The sequence below is a fragment of the Pseudoduganella sp. GCM10020061 genome, assembly GCF_042683405.1.
Classification (GTDB): domain Bacteria; phylum Pseudomonadota; class Gammaproteobacteria; order Burkholderiales; family Burkholderiaceae_D; genus Telluria.
Genome location: NZ_JBHUJS010000001.1, coordinates 515,873 through 532,522 on the forward strand (window position 1 = coordinate 515,873; position 16,650 = coordinate 532,522).

Genomic DNA, 16,650 nt, shown 5'->3' on the forward strand with positions numbered 1-16,650 from the left:
AACTGCATATTTCATCCGTGACATAATACGAGGGATGAAACACTTAGGTTAGCAGACCCACCGCTTCAATGTGATTGAAGGTCCAGGACGGAGTTCTATGTTTATCGATAAAGTATTGACCTGTAATGGTGGCTGGAATGAGCTTACCGGCGGCCATGCCGCGCAGTTTTCTGAGATACAGGAACTTCTAAAACGTATTACCGCAGAGGAACTCCGAACTCGTTATTCCTTCCGGGCAGGTACGGTAAGCGCCCTTTCCATTCACCGGGCGTGGGATTCGCAATGTAAAAGGAATGGGTGGTTGCCTCACCGGGTGACGCAGAGTGAGACGCATCGTCTATTTTTACGCGCGCTAAAAGCAAAGATCTCCTTAAAAGTTTTGGCGAGCGACACCACGCAGTTTCCTAATTGGTTATTCTTCGAATCCCAAAGATCGTTTGATTTGGGCGTCATTGATGTCGCGGTACTTCTTGTCCCAATGGAAGAGCTGACAGAGCTGTATGAACTTGGGAATAGACATATGCCGGCTTTTAATTTTACTGTGGCGCGAGATTATTTGGACGCACTACAACCTTTGCGCACAATAGTGCCCTTCGTGATTGTAGGGTTTGGCGAGCACTCGGTTCCAGTAGAAGTATATGAGATATTCACAGATCGTAGTATTGCTGATCCTAACCTCATTGAAAGATGCATTGAATTCAAGCCTGAGCAGTATCAGGCAGGGATGTCTATTCTGGCGTATTTCGGAGAGGTGCTAGAGCAAAAGCATCCTGGAATGGAGGTGAAAGTTCGGATCGAGCAGGACGGGAACTTCGTGCGAATGCATGTGGAAACACCCGACGGTATGAAAAGCGTTGTCGAGAAAACACTAGAGGAGTATTCACTCGTAATTTCTAATAAGGCGGCCCCTGAATCCCTGTTTGATAACAAGATTCAAATTTTACAACTTCAGAATAAATTAGCGCTTGCTACTCTAGAAGTTAAGCAAACACGTGAAATCTTGCAGTTGACGCACGAAATGTACGCTGGCCGACTTTCGAGCCTAGAAGAAGATGTGAACTTCCTCCGTCAACAGCTTGGGACGCAGCTCACTAGTATGGACAAGGCGCATAAGATAATTTCGTCTCAGGTCAGGTGTCATAGGGATATCATAGTGGCGCAGATCGAAAGTTCTGGGAATAGTCTTGATAACCTGATCAGAAATTATTCTTCGGATCTTGCCGTCACCCAGTCCCTGCAGTTTATTAAACAAAAACTTGAGGCGGGATTGTGCGAGGGTGACAAGAGCGATATTGATGCAGCGGTCCAAGTGATTGCTGCAAACTCATCTTCTGTGCTATATGAGCTTGGGGAAGCGGTTAAGGGTACTTCGTACGGGGTCGCGGGCAACATATTATATCAATGGCTGCTGCCGACAATTTCTATGCTTGGCTAAGAGGGAGGCGAGGGTCGGTTTCAACGATCGCACACGTTGGCACCTTTTGATGTGTCAACTGTCCTCGTCTGAGTTGTGCGACTGCGCGGTGACCTTTAACCGATCTGCTAGGAGTCTACTGCTATGTCGGCCCTTGCGGTTCATTCTTGCGCGAGATCCCAAGGCGCGCGGGTCAGGCCTGAAATGCACACACGGCGGAACTTTTCATGCGGCTGCGGTCGCGGAAGCACCACATAGCCGCGCGGGTGTCGGGGTTCCCTGTCGTCCTCGTGCTTGCGGTTGGGCGACAACTGCTCGACCGATAAGTTCAATGACAGCCGCTTACAGGCGCTGCTCTCTCGCCGTCAAACAACAATCATGGGCGATCCAAGAGGGACTTAGCCCCAGACGCAAAAATAGGGTCAACGCAATTCATTATCCGGGAACGAAGTTTGCCGATGTCGTCTAAACGTTCCGGCACCAAGGTCCAGTGCACAATATCCGAGCCGTCTGTCGCAAACTTTGGAGTTAAGATGCGTGCAGCGCGGTAGAAACTTACTACGGTGTTTAGTACAGCAACAAACATGGTCTCATGAGTTTCAAATGGTTCGTCTTTGAAGATTGCTACCGAACCTTGAAGAACCTCGAACATTCTCTTCGCATGGCCCGCCATATCCAGCGCATCTGGCGTATCTTTCAGGGCATAAGCATCAAAGCATAGGTAGAAGGGGCGCCTAACTGAAACGAAATCTAAGAGCAAATCCACGTTTGTACCGTTTGTCGTCGTCTCTACGGACGTGGCATCAAACAATGCTGTAGCCGGTGTCGTTTTGAGTTGGTTACGAATATCATCGAGTGAATTGCTGACATTGCTATCTATACGGGCGACGTGTTCTTTCAATGTATCGATGTGCCTTAACTGCTCAGCTAAAGTACTTGCTGCGGTGGCAATTTCATCTTTTACTGCACCTAATTTACATATCTCAACGATCATTGTCTCGTTGGTGCGCTGCTGAGCCGCGCCTTGGTAGAACGCATAGATGATGGCGATTACACCCACCAGCAGACCGACCAGAGTCCCCCCGAAAGCGAAAGCGTCTACGATGCTTTTAATATCCGAGTATGAATAAACCATCGAATAGACGACATGCAGCACGATTAGCTCTGAGAGCAGAGCAATAATGAGCATCTTGGGATCGATACGGGTAGGGCCCATTTCAAGAGGAAGTGTAATAGAAAAATGGCAATTCTACTCGCCTTTGGTGCAGTGGGCTAGTGCATGTGGCAGCAATATCGGTGGAGCGCAGTGCGTGCAAGCGGATCCGGCGATCAGACATATTTGAACACTTTGATGTCTCAACTGTCTCCGCCTCACTTATGCGGACTGCGTCACACGTTTTGATCGATCTGGCTAGTCATGCTACGTGTTGAGAAATGACGTAACATATTGCCCTTCGTGAATGCTGGGATCGATGAGTTCCAGCGAAAGGGACAGTTCCGGCAAGTGGACATTGTGGAACTACGACGCCTCGAATTGGTCGTGCTTCCGCGGGCCAGGCGAGCGATCACTAATTTGACGGCGGTCGAGGATATTCCGTGTACGGCAAGGGTCGAGGACGAAGGGCGGGTAGCACGGAGCGCGGGGGGCAGGTCAGACAATCGCGGAGCGCGGGGTTACGTCCGCCACGCGGACACCACGGAACTTTGTCCGCAGTCAGCTGGCCGCCGGAACGCCAAAGGTGGAACCCCCACAACCCTGAGTTAGCGGTCGAATATACCGACCCGCTGGCGCCAGATGAGCAGCTCTCGTTGACGTCTCGCAATGGTCGCACTGTGCTTTCCTGTCAGCATGGTTCCTCGAATCGCTCAGGGAGGGCTTTATGCCGCCGCTAACACAGGATTGCCGCCGGTTTTTCATCATCCCCCAAGCATACGAAGGCGGAGGCTATTACACATACGGCACGCCTGACGGTGGCGCTTTTCAATATGCGAACCCTAAGATGATCTCGCTGCTACTTCAGGTTGCCAGAGACTGGTGCGCGATTGATCATCGCAAGTTCGGCGTCGGCAATTTCAGTCTCGCGCATGGATTCAAGAGCCGGCCATAAGAGTCATCGCAATGGCCTGCAGGTGGACGTCCGGCCTTTGCGGAAAGACGGTGCGCAACTTCCATGCTCGATCAGGTCTCCCGAATACGATTTCGACGGGACGCGAAAACTAATCGAGCTGTTCTTCCGATCGAGGGAAACGAAACGCATCCTTTTCAATGATCGACGCATCGCCAAGGTGCACTACTGGAATGGACACGATGATCACTTCCATATTGAGTTATAGGGTTCGTTTCCTGGCGGCCGTCGTGCTGTTAGCGCTAGGGGCAACTACGCTGGCCTATGAGTGGACATACGAACTCAAGCCGATCCGGGGAGTCTATGCAACTTACGGTGGCGGACTTGGTGATCCATGGAAGCCGACCCAGACAGACCATAAGATCATGTTCTCCATCGATGGGCCGGCTGCAAAAGCCATGTTCGATGGGATGGGGCCAGACGCGAAAGATATCTGTTCACCAGAGGACGGTAATCGTGTTCGTAAGCGCGATGGGGAAAGGCTCTACTGCATGCGTTCCAAGCAGGGAGAATATCAATGCAATTTCGGCTTCGACCTACGAACTGGAAAGAGTATCGGGGGAATAATTTGCTGACGGCACGCGCAGGGCAAGCACACCAGGCGCACCGATGGTCGTCCAACCGAGCGCGTAAGCGCGATAGCGATAACTTCATCTGCATGCGCGTTGAAGGCGAGTACATCTGCAAGCTCGGCTTTGATCTGGTCACGGGAAAGAGCATCGGCGGGAGCATCTGCTGACAGCGGAGTTGCGTAATAACCGCGAGTCATCAAGGCCACTTACACCTTTCGCCAAAGCGCCCGTCCTAGCGAGCAGTCGGGATGAGTAGTCGGTTTCTTCCTTCGGACCTTTGACTTCTCATCAGTGCGCCAAGTCTGCATGGCACCTGATAATCTAGAAGTAGCTGATTTATAGCGACCACTTGTCGACCGGAGAGGAAATGTCAAAGGAACTTTGCCTCAAACTGGGCTTCCCTCCATTAACTGACGTCGCGACATTTAAATCGATCGCGCATCTGTTTACTTCGGCGCGAAAGGGGAGTCGATGTGGCCTTTACCTGCTTGAGCTGGCCGATGGCTGTTACTACGTGGGCCAAAGTGTTGAGGTGGTCCGGCGGTTTGCACAACACTGCAAGAATCATGAAATCGTTGCGTTCGCGTTCATACGTGTCAAGCCTACAGATCTGGACGAAGTAGAGTTCAACAAAATCCGGCAGGCGGAGGAACTGGGCCTCCGATTACGTAACGTGATCCACACGACGTGCGTGGACGGTGAAGCCGACCTCGACTTAATTATCCCCGAGGACCAGCAGCGCAAGTGGGTGACGAACGCAAAGCGCTACTTCAAGAAAGATATTTCTCCCAGGATTCAGTTTCCCCAAAGTCATTTGGATCGATACGCCGAGCGATTTCGCCGCTTTGAGCGGCATCCGCAATCCGAAATCGCATTGAAACTGCTCCGGACCTACCTTATCAACAGCATCGTCGCGCCAGTGCGAACCGAGTATTCGTTCTGGAATGTCAGCTGCATGCCCAGTTCAGGAGGCACGAAGTTTCCGCGCCTCTTCTGCGTCAGCGCCGCAAGTATGGAGTTATTCGTTGTCATGGCGGACAGCGCGAACCCTGCGTTTTTACATGGCTTCCTCAACGTTTCTGTCGATGCGCTGTCTTACTTCCTGACGTTAGAAGAATTTTCTGAACTACATCCCGAAGTTGAACTCAGCATTAGAGACTATCGCGATGCAGGTGACGACCAGATCACCTTGCATGCCTGGGGTGCGGATCATCTCGAACGGCTTCTGCGCGATGAATTTGTCCAGATAGCGGCTTGTGTTCTATCCCAGCGGGTCATGCGAAAGAGGCCTACGTTCTATGCGCAATATCACTGTGCGCAACTGGCCGAGAAGGCGCTTGTCAATCCTTCTTCCAAGGCCGCCAAACCTGTGAAACGCCGACTAAAACCCTCTGTCGCAGTGAATGCAGCAGCGTGGCCTTTTCCCGTTGCAAACCAAGCCAACACGCGGTCACGACACTGAGTCGTCGGGTGCCCATCGGGGAGGTGTCGGCAGCTCCGGCGCGGGTTAGGTAACGTGTCGCCTAAGCTGGAATACATCCCCGACAGCGTGGAAAATTGTTGCATCCCCAAAACGCTGTTCCTGCTTTGGGGCCGCTTGTGAGCTGACGCAGTAACATGCCGGACGCGCATTTCGGGCAGATCGGTGCGTCAGTAGACGGCTGTACGCCTGAGGTGTCTGCAGGGGTTCCACAGGGGACGGCATCTTTTAGGCCAGCCGATGGCTTAACTGCTTCTTCAGGCTGAATGAGGGCAATCAGCGCCTGCCTCAGTTCAGTGACCGTGTAGGCGTATTTTGCTGGCACGCGAAGCAGCGGAAGCATGCTCGCGGCACAGACTCCCGCTACGAAGCTGTCCCGCTTTTTTACGCCTGACGCATTATGCGATTTATCGTCCAGCTCTATTACGCAGACGACCTTCAGATCGTTGGCACGACAGAGAACAAAGTCAAAATGCTTGCTGCTGATCTTGTTGAACGCGCTTGCCCGAACCGAGCTATTTACTGTTTTGCGTACCGCGACCACGTCCGCGATGCGAACCTTCCCGAATACGCGATAGTCTGATCCTGCGGCCTGATCCAGCACGCCGAGAAAGGAGCGCTCAGCTGGTGAGAACAGCGCGTCCGTTGTCTCATAGGGAAGGCCCTTGGACTTACCCTTTGCGACGATCGCAATCCCCGCTATCACAAGCAGAATCGCCAGCGCGGCGCCGAGGAAGAAAAGTTGTGTGCTCATTTCGGTCAGTAGTAAGTCTTCGATTGAGTAATTCAATACGGCAACTTTCGCGGAATATCCACAGAATTTAACGAAGCCGGACTCATCACTTAGAAACGTGGATGAAGCCTCTCCGATTAGTTGGCACATTGAAATGACAATTGCATTGTTGTAATCTCTTTGCTAGCTACCCGGCTGAGCTCAGATAAAAAGGAGAGATTGCGATGTCTACCCGCCGACTATTGTTGTGCCTCATTTTCGTCGTCAGTCTCCCGACTGGCGCTCAGGATATTGCACCGTTCCAGGCGCAAGCCGTAAAGCCCTACCAAGCACAGGACATCAAGCCTTACCAACCCGGCGCAGTGGAACAAGAACCCAGGCGGGAGGAAGCGCGGCCGCCAGCTCGTTCGGAGGCACCGGCGTCGACCCAGGTGTCTGCAAACGTGCGCGGACTGCTGGGAGCATGGCAGTCGGGCGTCAGCGGCGCTGTGTGGACCTCTCCGTCTTCAATCCCAGGCTGGGAGAACCTGCATATTTCTCCAGGCGCAATGGCCGGGCTACTGGTCATTTACCCGAACGGGACTTATGTGTGGAATTCCTACGGCGGCAAGAAGGGCCGCTGGAGCACGTCGAACGATACGGACTACCCGATCGTGCTGGACGATCGCGTCGAGAACAAGAAATGGCAGGTTGGTTTCGACCGCGCCAGTCCCGGACGCATCTGGATCTACGACGGCAATTCGATCAGTTATTCGGCGAAGCGGCCAGCCCGGAAGTAGAGGCGCCGCTCTCAACCGGTCGATAGGAACCAGCATGCCTCTATGCGTATTTTGGTTGTTCAGGCGCCCGCCGCTGCCTTACTCGGCTGCCGGGCTGACCAGGCTGGGCATCTCACTGCCGAACAGGAACAGCCCCGGCGTTACACGGCCCATCGGGCTTTGCACGAAGCTCAGCTTCCCCAGCGGTCGATCCGTGTCGGCGCGGGCCGTGAGTTCGTCCCATCGATCGCTCAGGTCGCGGTACGTCTTGGCGGCGATCTTCTGCACGTCGTACCACACGTAGAGTTCGTTCCAGCTGATGAAGGTGCAGCCCCGCGTCAAAATTTCTTCTAATCGGGCAGTAAGCTCGTCATCATGGCGCCGTTCCACGATCCCTCCTTTGGAATTCTTGTTTGAACAATTGCGCTTGCATGCAAATAGAAATGTAGAAAAAACAAAGTGCGTGCTTCCCATTTAGCCACTTTGTTTTTCATCGCGCACGGTGACGTTTCGAGCGCTTGATCATGATCAAGAAACCTGAGATTTCCGTGTGGCAACGCAACATTCCTATAAGATACAATTGAAATGCATGTTTGGGATTGTGATGTCACAGCCCGCTTAGAAACTGCACAGTTGCCACCAGGTGTGATCGTGAAATCCCAAACTGCCTTCCAGCTCCACAACTTCAAAATCCGCACGCGCCTTGGTGTCAGCTACGGTCTCGTGCTGACGCTGATGTCCGCGCTCATCGTCGTTGCCTTGACCCTGTTTGCCAGCATCGAAACGTCCACCGTGAAACTGGTCGAGAAGGATTGGGCAAAGGCCGACGCGGCCAGCACGATCAATGCGCGCACCCGCGATCAGGCCCGCCGCAACATGGAGCTGTTCCTGGCGCCGGACCAGGCGTACCGCGCAAAGGTTCACGAGCACATCGAAAGCAACAAGAAGATCATCACCGAGGCCATCGAGACGCTTGATAGCTTGCTGTATCTCCCCGAAGGCAAGGCGATCATGGCCACCATCAAGGCCGAGCGCGTGCGCTACGTCGCGTCCTTTACCCAGGTTGGCCAGCTGATCGAGGATGGGAACGTGGAAGAAGCCCGGCGAACCATGATGGAAGAGACGTTGCCTATTCTGGACCGCTTGCAGCTAGCAGTGAACAACATGACCGACCTGCAGAAGAGGCTGGCAACGCAAAGTGCAGACCACGTCAAGGCCGAGGTCGCGTTTGGCAGCAGGCTGATGATCGCGCTCGGGATCGGCGCGCTGCTCGTGGCCGTCATCTTCGCTTACGTGATTGCACGCTCGATTACCCGGCCGATCAATCGCGCCGTCGGCGTGGCAAAGACCGTGGCCGCGGGCGACCTGACCTGCGTCATCGATTCGACCGCGACCGACGAAACCGGCCAGCTGCTGCGCGCGCTGAAAGACATGAACGACAGCCTCGCGGTCGTGGTCAGCGAGGTCCGCAGCGGTACCGACCTGGTGTCGACCGCCTCCGCGCAGATTGCGGCAGGGACGCTGGACCTGTCGGCCCGCACGGAAGAGCAGGCCAGCTCGCTCGAAGAGACAGCCGCGTCGATGGAAGAGCTCACCGCCACGGTCAGGCAGAACGCCGACAATGCCCTGCAGGCCAATCAACTGGCATCGTCCGCATCGCAGGTCGCAGTCAGGGGCGGCGCGGTAATGGCGGAAGTGGTGCAGACGATGGATTCCATCAACGAGTCGTCGAAAAAGATTGCGGACATTATCAGCGTCATCGACGGCATCGCTTTCCAGACCAACATCCTGGCGCTGAACGCGGCAGTGGAAGCTGCGCGCGCCGGCGAGCAGGGGCGTGGGTTTGCGGTCGTCGCCTCAGAGGTACGTATGCTGGCCCAGCGATCGGCGGCCGCAGCCAAAGAGATCAAGTCGCTGATCGGCGCATCCGTGGACAAGGTGGATGCGGGATGCCGGCTGGTCGAACAGGCAGGCAGCACGATGGATGAGATTGTCGTGAGCGTCCGACGTGTCACCGACATCATGGGTGAAATTGCAGGCGCGAGCGATGAGCAGACAGCCGGCATAGGCCAGATTAATCAAGCCATCTGCCAGATGGATCAGGTAACCCAGCAGAACGCGGCGCTGGTGGAGGAATCCGCTTCCGCAGCGGCCTCGCTGGAAGCCAAGGCGGCAAGCCTGGCCAGGACAGTGGCCGTGTTCAAGGTGGATGAATCGGTGTTGCTGCGCGGCGAGAGTGAGCCGTTAAAGCCAGTCGCAGCTATCGCTGTGTTGCCGCAGAAGCCGGCGGTGCCGGGTCCCGCTCCACAGTCCCGGCAGCCGGCGCAGTACAAGCGCCTGGCGAACGCACGGCCGGGGTCCGTACAAGAATGGGAAGAGTATTGAGGAGCATGGCAGCGTGAGCTATTTTTCGTGGACCAGCGATATGAGCGTCGGCAACACGCTGCTCGACCACGATCACCGTGTGCTGGTCGCCCTTGTCAACGACTTGCACACGGCGACCAGTCGAGGCGAAGGGAGGGAGGTGGTCGGCGCCATCCTCGACAGGCTATTCGCCTACACGCAACAGCATTTCCAACGTGAAGAGCACCACATGCAGCGGGTGCAATATTCAAAGGCTGCCGAGCATACGCGCCTGCATCAGGATCTCCTTCGCCAGGTGCTGGAACTGAAGGCACGCTTCGATGCCGGCCATGTCACGGTCGCGGCCCAGGTGTCAGCGCTGCTGCGCGACTGGCTGTCGCTCCACATCCTGCGCGACGACAGGCAATTCGCAGCGGAATTGGCCGCCGCGACAGGATCAGGCGTCACGTGATCCATCAGTTGCAAGCCCCATTTAGCCACTTTGTTTTGCATCGCTGCAGCATGATGTGCTAGCGAGCTTGATAGCGATTCCAGACGCGCGGCGCTCAGGCCCACAAAGCAAAGCATACGGGGAGTCAATAGCCCCATCCCAACAAGATCATCAATCGTGCGGACCGATCCTGACTTGCGAACTTAAACGGTCACGAAGTGTCCAAAAGTAGCTATGCGCTTCTTCTGGCTCGAGCGGCGCGGAGAAACTCCCGAACTCACTTATCAGGAGGAGATGTCAAATGAAGCGAGTTTATCGGTCAATCATGTTGAGCGGACTGCTTGGGTTGCCGGGGCTGGCATTTGCCGACCCATCGTTCAATTCATATTGGTCCGGCTCACATTTCTTTATCGATGCGACGAATTCTGAGCAGCGCGAGTTTTCGTGCTCGGTGACGTATTCATTCGAGTACATGGACTTCGGCACAAAGAAGTTGCGGAGCGAAAGCGGGCATTTCGTTGTAAAGGCCGCAAGGAAGAATGGCGAAACCATTGAACCTTGGCGCGGAAATGTCCTTCGGTTGACCGGATCATGGGTGCAGCCCGTAACAGTAGGTGGGCCAAATATTCAGTGCAGCTAGCTTCCAAGGACGAAACCGCTTGGCGTCGCGGCCAAAGGGGCGCGGCGCAACGCGTGCTGAGGTAGTCCGATGAGGTTTCCACCGACGGCTGTGACGTCCATCTTTCGAATCGCGATTTTGGTCACCGAGCACGCCCGGCGCGTTCTTCAAGTTGTTTCGCTCTTCCGTTTCGTGGTCATTCATTCCATTTCTCGGGAATAAGTGACGCCTCTGGGCAACAGACGGTCACAAACCGAAGCAAATTTTCCGGTTGGTAAGGTATATTGCCGCAAAGTATTTGTTACACCGCCGCGGCGTCGTTATTAACCTTTCATCCCCTGCTTTCCCATGAGATTTTCTGACTTAAAAATTGGTACCCGACTGTACGCCGGGTTCGGCGCGGTGATCGCCGTGCTCGTCCTGCTGGTGACCCTGTCCTACGGCAACTTCGCACGGATGGGTACGGCAAACGATATGAATGTGCACACCTACCAGGTATTGGCCGAGGTAGATGGCGCCCTCCGGAGCCTGATCGATATCGAAACCGGACAGCGCGGGTATGCGCTCACCGGCCGCGACGGTTCGCTGGAGCCCTACAAGGCAGGCAAGGAAGCATTCCAAACTCATCTGGCCGCAGCGCGCAAACTCACAGCCGATAACCCGCGCCAGCAGGCACGCCTGCAGCAACTGGGCGAAGAGCAGAAGCGCTGGCTCGAATCCGCTGTCGACCCGGTCATCGCGTTGCGCAGCACGACGTCGGACGCCGACATCGCGCCGGTGCTCGCGCTGGTACAAGAGGGCAAGGGCAAGCGCGGCATGGATGCCATGCGCAAGCTGGTGTCCGACATCCAGGCGGAAGAAAGCAGCTTGCTCGGTGAGCGGGCCATTGCCGCGGACGAGCTGGCGACGACGATGTCGCGCACGCTGATCGGTGGCGGCATCATTGCCACGCTGCTCGGCATTGCTGCTGCTTTATGGATCGCGCGCAACATTACGGCGCCGCTGAGCAGGGCAGTCGAGGTCGCACGCCAGGTAGCGAAGGGCGATTTGACCGCGCAGGTGGAAGTCACCTCCGCCGACGAAACCGGCCAACTGATGGGAGCGCTGAAGGAAATGAACGCTTCCCTGCTGGATATCGTTACCCGCGTGCGCAACGGAACCGAGTCGATCGCCACCGCCTCCGGCGAAATCAACTCTGGCAACCAGGACCTCTCCTCGCGCACCGAGCAGCAGGCTGGCGCGCTGGAGGAGACGGCGTCGTCGATGGAGGAACTCACGACGACCGTGCGCCAGAACGCCGACAACGCACGCCAGGCCAGCCAGTTGGCCGCAGCGGCGTCGGAAACTGCCGACCGTGGCGGCGATGTGGTGGCGCAGGTCGTCACCACCATGGGTTCGATTAACGAATCGTCGCGCAAGATCGCGGACATCATCAGCGTCATCGATGGCATCGCATTCCAGACCAACATCCTGGCGTTGAACGCGGCAGTGGAAGCTGCTCGCGCCGGCGAGCAGGGCCGCGGCTTTGCGGTCGTCGCGAGCGAAGTGCGCAACCTGGCGCAGCGTTCTGCCGCGGCAGCCAAGGAGATCAAGGAGCTGATCGGGGACTCGGTCAGCCAGGTGGAAGCCGGATCGCGTCTCGTGGACCAGGCCGGTAACACGATGGGTGAAGTGGTTGCGAGCATCAAGCGCGTGACCGATCTGGTAGGCGAGATTGCCGAAGCGAGCGATGAACAGCGCGCCGGTATTGAACAGGTCAACCAGTCGATCGCGCAGATGGACCAGGTAACCCAGCAGAACGCTGCGCTTGTGGAGGAAGCGGCTGCTGCTGCAGACGCCATGCAGGATCAGGCGCGGGAGCTGAGTGCCTTGGTTGGCACCTTCCAGACCGGCCAGGAGATGCCGGCACAGGCGGCGCGTGCGGTGGCGCGGCGCGCTACGCCAGGCGCTCCGGCAGCGCGCTTGCCAGTCGCTCCGGCGGTGCGTTCGGCTGCGGCTGCGCGCAAGCCGGCGAAGGTGGCAGAAGAAGAATGGGAAACCTTCTGACACCAAGCGTGAAAAAAGCGACGGCGCCTTCGGGCGCCGTTTTTCATGGTCAGGCGGTCAGGCCGCAACGTTCCCAGAATCGTCGGACGGCCTGCTCGAAGCAGGCAACCGCGACGTGGTGCAGTGCGTGGGGCGTACTCGGCAGGATCGCCATCGCATTACGCTTCTTCTCCAGTGCATCGAACAGCCTGGTCACCTCCGATGGCGGAACAAAGCCATCATGGTCGCCGGCGCTGACGAGCAGCGGGGCCTGGATCGATTTCACCGTGGCCTCATCCAGTTGCCAGCGGTCGAAGTCCGCGATTAGGCTCTGCATCAGGCCCAGGGTCTTGTCGATGCCGGTGGCAGTGTGCAGGGATGCGAGCGCATCGTAGGCGCGCGCATTCTTACGCAGGAGATCAGCGTCCAGGTCCTGCAGCGTCGTCTGGACCGCGTCTTTCGTCCAGTAGAACTTGGTCCCCAGCGTAACGGCGCTGCGCACGCGCGATGGCGCCAGGTGTGCCAGCACCAGCCCCACGTAGCCGCCAAGGCTATGCCCGATGATGTCGACTCGCTCGACGTCCAGCGCATCCAGCAGCGCCAGCGTATCGCTCGCGAGCAGTTCGGCGTTCATGGCGCTGCGCATTGTGTCGCTGTCGCCGTGGGCGGCGAAGTCCACCGCAATATGCGAGCGTTCGGCAAAGCTCTTCCGCAGCACATCGAAGCCGCCGCGCGAGCCGAGCGCGCCATGCAGGAAGAGAACGGGCGTGTCGTTATTCGTCTTCGCGTAGTCGTACGCGATCTCAACATCATCAAGGATCAGGTGCATGGTCTTAGGCATGTGGATACTGGTCGAGCGAGCATTTTATCTGGCAACGTGTCTGCAAATTGTCTGAAGTTCGATGCAAATTTGTGACGTGCCTCAACAGACCGCTGTTGCTAAGCCAACGCATCCTGTGTTGGTTTGTTGCCAATTGTTTGGGTTGTCCTTATGATGAGTTGCATTACAACAAGGCGGCAGTGCCGCCACTCGTCCAAGGAGACAGTTATGCAGAAGTTCCTCATTAAAGTTGGCGTGCTGGGTGTGTGCCTGGCACTGACTGGCTGCGCGTCCATCGTCAATGGCAGCAACCAGGTCGTCTCCGTTGAGACGCGTCTGAATGGCCAGCCACTCGCCGGCGCCACCTGCCAGCTCGTCAATCCGAAAGGCACGTTCTTCGTCACCACGCCTGGCACCGTCACCATCCACCGCGCGTACGACGACCTGAGCGTCAAGTGCGAAAAGGCCGGCGTGTCGACCGGCATCCTCGCGGTCAAGTCGAGCACCAAGGCAATGGCGTTTGGTAACGCCATCTTCGGCGGCGTGATCGGCGCGGCGGTGGACGTCGGCACCGGCGCCGCGTACGACTACCCGTCGCTGATTACCGTGAACATGGATGAGGCACCGACGCCGGTCGCGCCAATCACCGCCGTTGCGGCGCCGGCAACGGGCGCGTCGAACTAAGCGCTTCTCGGCGGCACAGCAAGACGGCACCTTCGGGTGCCGTTTTTATTTGCCGCGCCGAATCGACGCGCCCCCTCTTCACCTGCGTGCATATACTGAGGAGAGCAGGCCTGAGGAGGATCCAACATGAACACGAATGGCGACACATCGACCGATCTGTTCGAGCCCTACAAGATGGGGCCACTTCAGCTCAAGAACCGCATGGTCATGCCCCCGCTCACGCGGAGCCGCGCGGAGGCCGGCAACGTGCCCTCCAGGTACGCGGCGGACTATTACAGCCAGCGTGCCGGCGCGGGCCTGATCATCGCGGAGGCGACGCAGGCAGAGCCGCACGGGCAGGGCTACATCTCGACGCCGGGCATCCATTCGCCCGAGCAGATCGCAGGCTGGAAGAAGGTGACCGATGCCGTGCACGCCAAGGGCGGCCTGATCTTCCTGCAGATCTGGCACGTCGGCCGCATCTCGCATCCGGATTTCCTCGACGGCGAGCTGCCCGTCGCGCCATCGGCGATCGCGCCGCGAGGCGTGCAGACCTACACGCCGGATGGGCAGATGAAGGACGTGCCCACGCCGCGCGCGCTGGAGACGCACGAGGTCTCGCGCATCGTCGAGAACTTCCAGCAGGGCGCGCGCAACGCCCGCCAGGCCGGCTTCGATGGCGTCGAGGTCCACGGCGCAAACGGCTACCTGCTCGACCAGTTCCTGGAGGACTGCACCAACCGGCGCAACGACCAGTACGGCGGCCCCGTGGAGAACCGCGCGCGCCTGCTGCTGGAAGTGACCGACGCGGTGATCGAGGTGTGGGGCAGCGACCGTGTGGGCGTGCGCCTGTCGCCCGGCGGCACCTTCAACGATATGTGCGACGCGCACCCGCAGGAGACGTGGGGCTATGTGGTGCGGGAACTGGCCAAGCGAAAGCTCGCGTACCTGCACCTGATCGAGCCGGTGCAACCGGTGGGCGAGCATCCGATGCCGGACCTGTCGGTGGCGTTCTTCCGGCCGATGTATCCGGGGACGATCATCGTCGCGGGCGGCTACGACCATGAGAAGGGCAAGCGGGTGCTCGAGTCGGGGAATGCGGACCTGGTGGCGTACGGGCAGGCGTTCATCGCGAATCCGGATTTGCCGGAGCGGTTCCGGATGCATGCGCCGCTCAATCCGCCGAACCGGAAGACGTTCTATGGCGGCGGGCCGGAAGGGTATGTCGATTATCCGACGCTGGAACAGGTCATGGGGTCGCAGCCGCAGTCGGCGGGCGGGCAGATGGAATCGAGCGGGGTGTAGTGCGGCACGGTTGCGTGCTTTGGGTTGACGGGGGTGGGATAGGCCGGTACCTTGATCCCCGACGCGGCCCGCCCTCGGGTCTTTCCAACTACTCCCGCTCCACATGCTGATCGAACTACTCGCGCTCGGATCCCTTTCCACCTTCATGCCGGCGGCGCAGGCCGCGGCTACCACCGCTACAGTCCCGCAATCGCCGTCATCGTTCGACGCGCAGTACGCGCAGGCGCGCGCCTGGGCAAACGGCGGCCAGCCGGAACTGGCGATCCAGGCGTATTCGGCGCTGCTGGAGCGTTCGCCAGGCAATGCGGATGTGCTGCTCGGGCGGGGACTTGTCTATTCGCGCACCAATCGATACGCGGAGGCCGAGGCCGACCTGCTGGCGGCCAGCGCTGCCGCGCCCAACTATGCGGACGTGTGGCTCGCCCTCGGTAATCTCTATCGCTGGACCGGTCGTCCAGCACAGGCCGCGGAGGCATACGATCGCGTGCTGGCGATCCGGCCCGATGACGCCGATGCGCGTGCGGGACGGGAAGCGTTAGCGCAGGCAGCGCAAGCCCAGGCACCGCAGCCTGCGGTCACGCCGCCAGCCGCGCCAGGCGCTGCGCCGACCGATCAGCGGCCGGCCACGCCGGATGCGCTGTCCACCGAATTCGACTGGTCCGCCAGCCTGTCGGCCAGCGCCACGCGCGTGTCGCTCAACAGCCAGCGCTGGAACGACCAGACGATCGCGGTGCGCCGCTACACGCGCTACGGCTCGCTGGGTGTCGAGGCGCTGTCCGCCAGCCGCTTCGACCAGCGCGACCATGCGTGGGCACTCGACGGCTACGTCGCACTGTGGCCGCGCGCCTACGCCAACCTGCGCTACCAGCGCGCACCCGTCGGCCGGCTGTTCCCGGATACGTCATGGCGCGCGGAGCTGTACCAGGGCGTCGGCAACGGCTGGGAACTGTCGGCAAGCACCGACAGGCTGGACTTCGATACGTCGCGCGTGCGCATCCACGGCGTGGGCGTCGCCAAGTACGTGGGCAACTTCTACCTGCTGCTGCGCCACACGGACATCAAGTCATCGGGCTCGTCCAGCACGGGCGACCGCGCGCTGGTCCGTTACTACTACCGGGGCGATGCGGACAGCTACATCGAAGCGGCCGCCAGCCGTGGCCGCAGCGACGATCCGCTGTCCCTGTCCGGTGGCCGCAGCAGTTCGGGCGAGCGCAGCGTGAACTTCGTCAGCTATGTCACGCGCCACTGGGGCTACCGCGTCGGCGCGACCTTTGCGCGCCAGGACAGCGGTGGGCGCGAGCGGGGCGTGTCCGCATCGCTGTACCGCCGCTGGTAACGGCG

General features: G+C 58.4%; 15 protein-coding genes. 11 read left to right on the forward strand and 4 right to left on the reverse strand.

Annotated features, from left to right (window positions below; all coding sequences use genetic code 11):
- The first annotated feature begins 97 nt into the window (after window positions 1-97).
- Complete coding sequence (locus ACFSQR_RS02295) at window positions 98-1,435, forward strand: hypothetical protein (protein WP_377727645.1); 1,338 nt, start codon at window positions 98-100, stop codon at window positions 1,433-1,435.
- A gap of 355 nt (window positions 1,436-1,790) precedes the next feature.
- On the opposite strand, the gene ACFSQR_RS02300 is transcribed toward ACFSQR_RS02295, so the two are convergent.
- A complete protein-coding gene (locus tag ACFSQR_RS02300; RefSeq protein WP_377727648.1) occupies window positions 1,791-2,603 on the reverse strand; it encodes a hypothetical protein in 813 nt (270 codons plus the stop codon).
- Window positions 2,604-3,713: 1,110 nt separating this feature from the next.
- Here ACFSQR_RS02300 and ACFSQR_RS02305 point away from each other — a divergent pair.
- Entirely contained in the window at window positions 3,714-4,115 is a 402-nt protein-coding gene (locus ACFSQR_RS02305) for a hypothetical protein (protein ID WP_377727650.1), read from the forward strand.
- 364 nt (window positions 4,116-4,479) lie between these two features.
- Window positions 4,480-5,574: a hypothetical protein gene (locus ACFSQR_RS02310; protein WP_377727652.1), complete on the forward strand. Its 1,095-nt coding sequence runs from the start codon at window positions 4,480-4,482 to the stop codon at window positions 5,572-5,574.
- Window positions 5,575-5,635: 61 nt separating this feature from the next.
- Here ACFSQR_RS02310 and ACFSQR_RS02315 read toward each other — a convergent pair whose 3' ends face one another.
- Window positions 5,636-6,346 (reverse strand): DUF2726 domain-containing protein, encoded by a 711-nt coding sequence (locus tag ACFSQR_RS02315; RefSeq protein WP_377727655.1) that lies wholly within the window; start codon window positions 6,344-6,346, stop codon window positions 5,636-5,638.
- A gap of 203 nt (window positions 6,347-6,549) precedes the next feature.
- Between ACFSQR_RS02315 and ACFSQR_RS02320 the strand changes: the two genes are divergently transcribed.
- Entirely contained in the window at window positions 6,550-7,104 is a 555-nt protein-coding gene (locus ACFSQR_RS02320; RefSeq protein WP_377727660.1) for a hypothetical protein, read from the forward strand.
- 78 nt (window positions 7,105-7,182) lie between these two features.
- Here the strand turns inward: ACFSQR_RS02320 and ACFSQR_RS02325 are convergent, their stop codons facing one another.
- Window positions 7,183-7,473, reverse strand: a complete 291-nt coding sequence (locus ACFSQR_RS02325) for a hypothetical protein (RefSeq protein ID WP_377727663.1) — start codon at window positions 7,471-7,473, stop codon at window positions 7,183-7,185.
- A gap of 261 nt (window positions 7,474-7,734) precedes the next feature.
- Here ACFSQR_RS02325 and ACFSQR_RS02330 point away from each other — a divergent pair, with 261 nt between their 5' ends.
- The 4 genes from ACFSQR_RS02330 (at window position 7,735) to ACFSQR_RS02345 (ending at window position 12,542) form a co-directional block, all read left to right on the forward strand.
- Window positions 7,735-9,468 (forward strand): methyl-accepting chemotaxis protein, encoded by a 1,734-nt coding sequence (locus ACFSQR_RS02330; protein WP_377727666.1) that lies wholly within the window; start codon window positions 7,735-7,737, stop codon window positions 9,466-9,468.
- A 13-nt stretch (window positions 9,469-9,481) separates the two neighbouring features.
- A complete protein-coding gene (locus ACFSQR_RS02335; RefSeq protein ID WP_377727668.1) occupies window positions 9,482-9,898 on the forward strand; it encodes a bacteriohemerythrin in 417 nt (138 codons plus the stop codon).
- A gap of 280 nt (window positions 9,899-10,178) precedes the next feature.
- On the forward strand, window positions 10,179-10,517 hold the full coding sequence (locus ACFSQR_RS02340; protein WP_377727671.1) for a hypothetical protein: 339 nt from the start codon (window positions 10,179-10,181) through the stop codon (window positions 10,515-10,517).
- A 327-nt stretch (window positions 10,518-10,844) separates the two neighbouring features.
- Window positions 10,845-12,542, forward strand: coding sequence for a methyl-accepting chemotaxis protein (locus ACFSQR_RS02345; RefSeq protein ID WP_377727674.1), 1,698 nt, complete (start codon window positions 10,845-10,847; stop codon window positions 12,540-12,542).
- Window positions 12,543-12,591: 49 nt separating this feature from the next.
- Here ACFSQR_RS02345 and ACFSQR_RS02350 read toward each other — a convergent pair whose 3' ends face one another.
- Window positions 12,592-13,362 carry an alpha/beta fold hydrolase gene (locus tag ACFSQR_RS02350; protein WP_377727677.1) on the reverse strand — a complete coding sequence of 257 codons (771 nt, stop codon included), beginning with the start codon at window positions 13,360-13,362 and terminating at the stop codon, window positions 12,592-12,594.
- Window positions 13,363-13,569: 207 nt separating this feature from the next.
- Here ACFSQR_RS02350 and ACFSQR_RS02355 point away from each other — a divergent pair, with 207 nt between their 5' ends.
- The 3 genes from ACFSQR_RS02355 (at window position 13,570) to ACFSQR_RS02365 (ending at window position 16,645) form a co-directional block, all read left to right on the forward strand.
- Window positions 13,570-14,025, forward strand: a complete 456-nt coding sequence (locus ACFSQR_RS02355; RefSeq protein ID WP_377727679.1) for a hypothetical protein — start codon at window positions 13,570-13,572, stop codon at window positions 14,023-14,025.
- 126 nt (window positions 14,026-14,151) lie between these two features.
- Window positions 14,152-15,309, forward strand: a complete 1,158-nt coding sequence (locus ACFSQR_RS02360; RefSeq protein ID WP_377727681.1) for an alkene reductase — start codon at window positions 14,152-14,154, stop codon at window positions 15,307-15,309.
- A gap of 103 nt (window positions 15,310-15,412) precedes the next feature.
- A complete protein-coding gene (locus ACFSQR_RS02365; RefSeq protein WP_377727684.1) occupies window positions 15,413-16,645 on the forward strand; it encodes a YaiO family outer membrane beta-barrel protein in 1,233 nt (410 codons plus the stop codon).
- The last annotated feature ends 5 nt before the right edge of the window (window positions 16,646-16,650 follow it).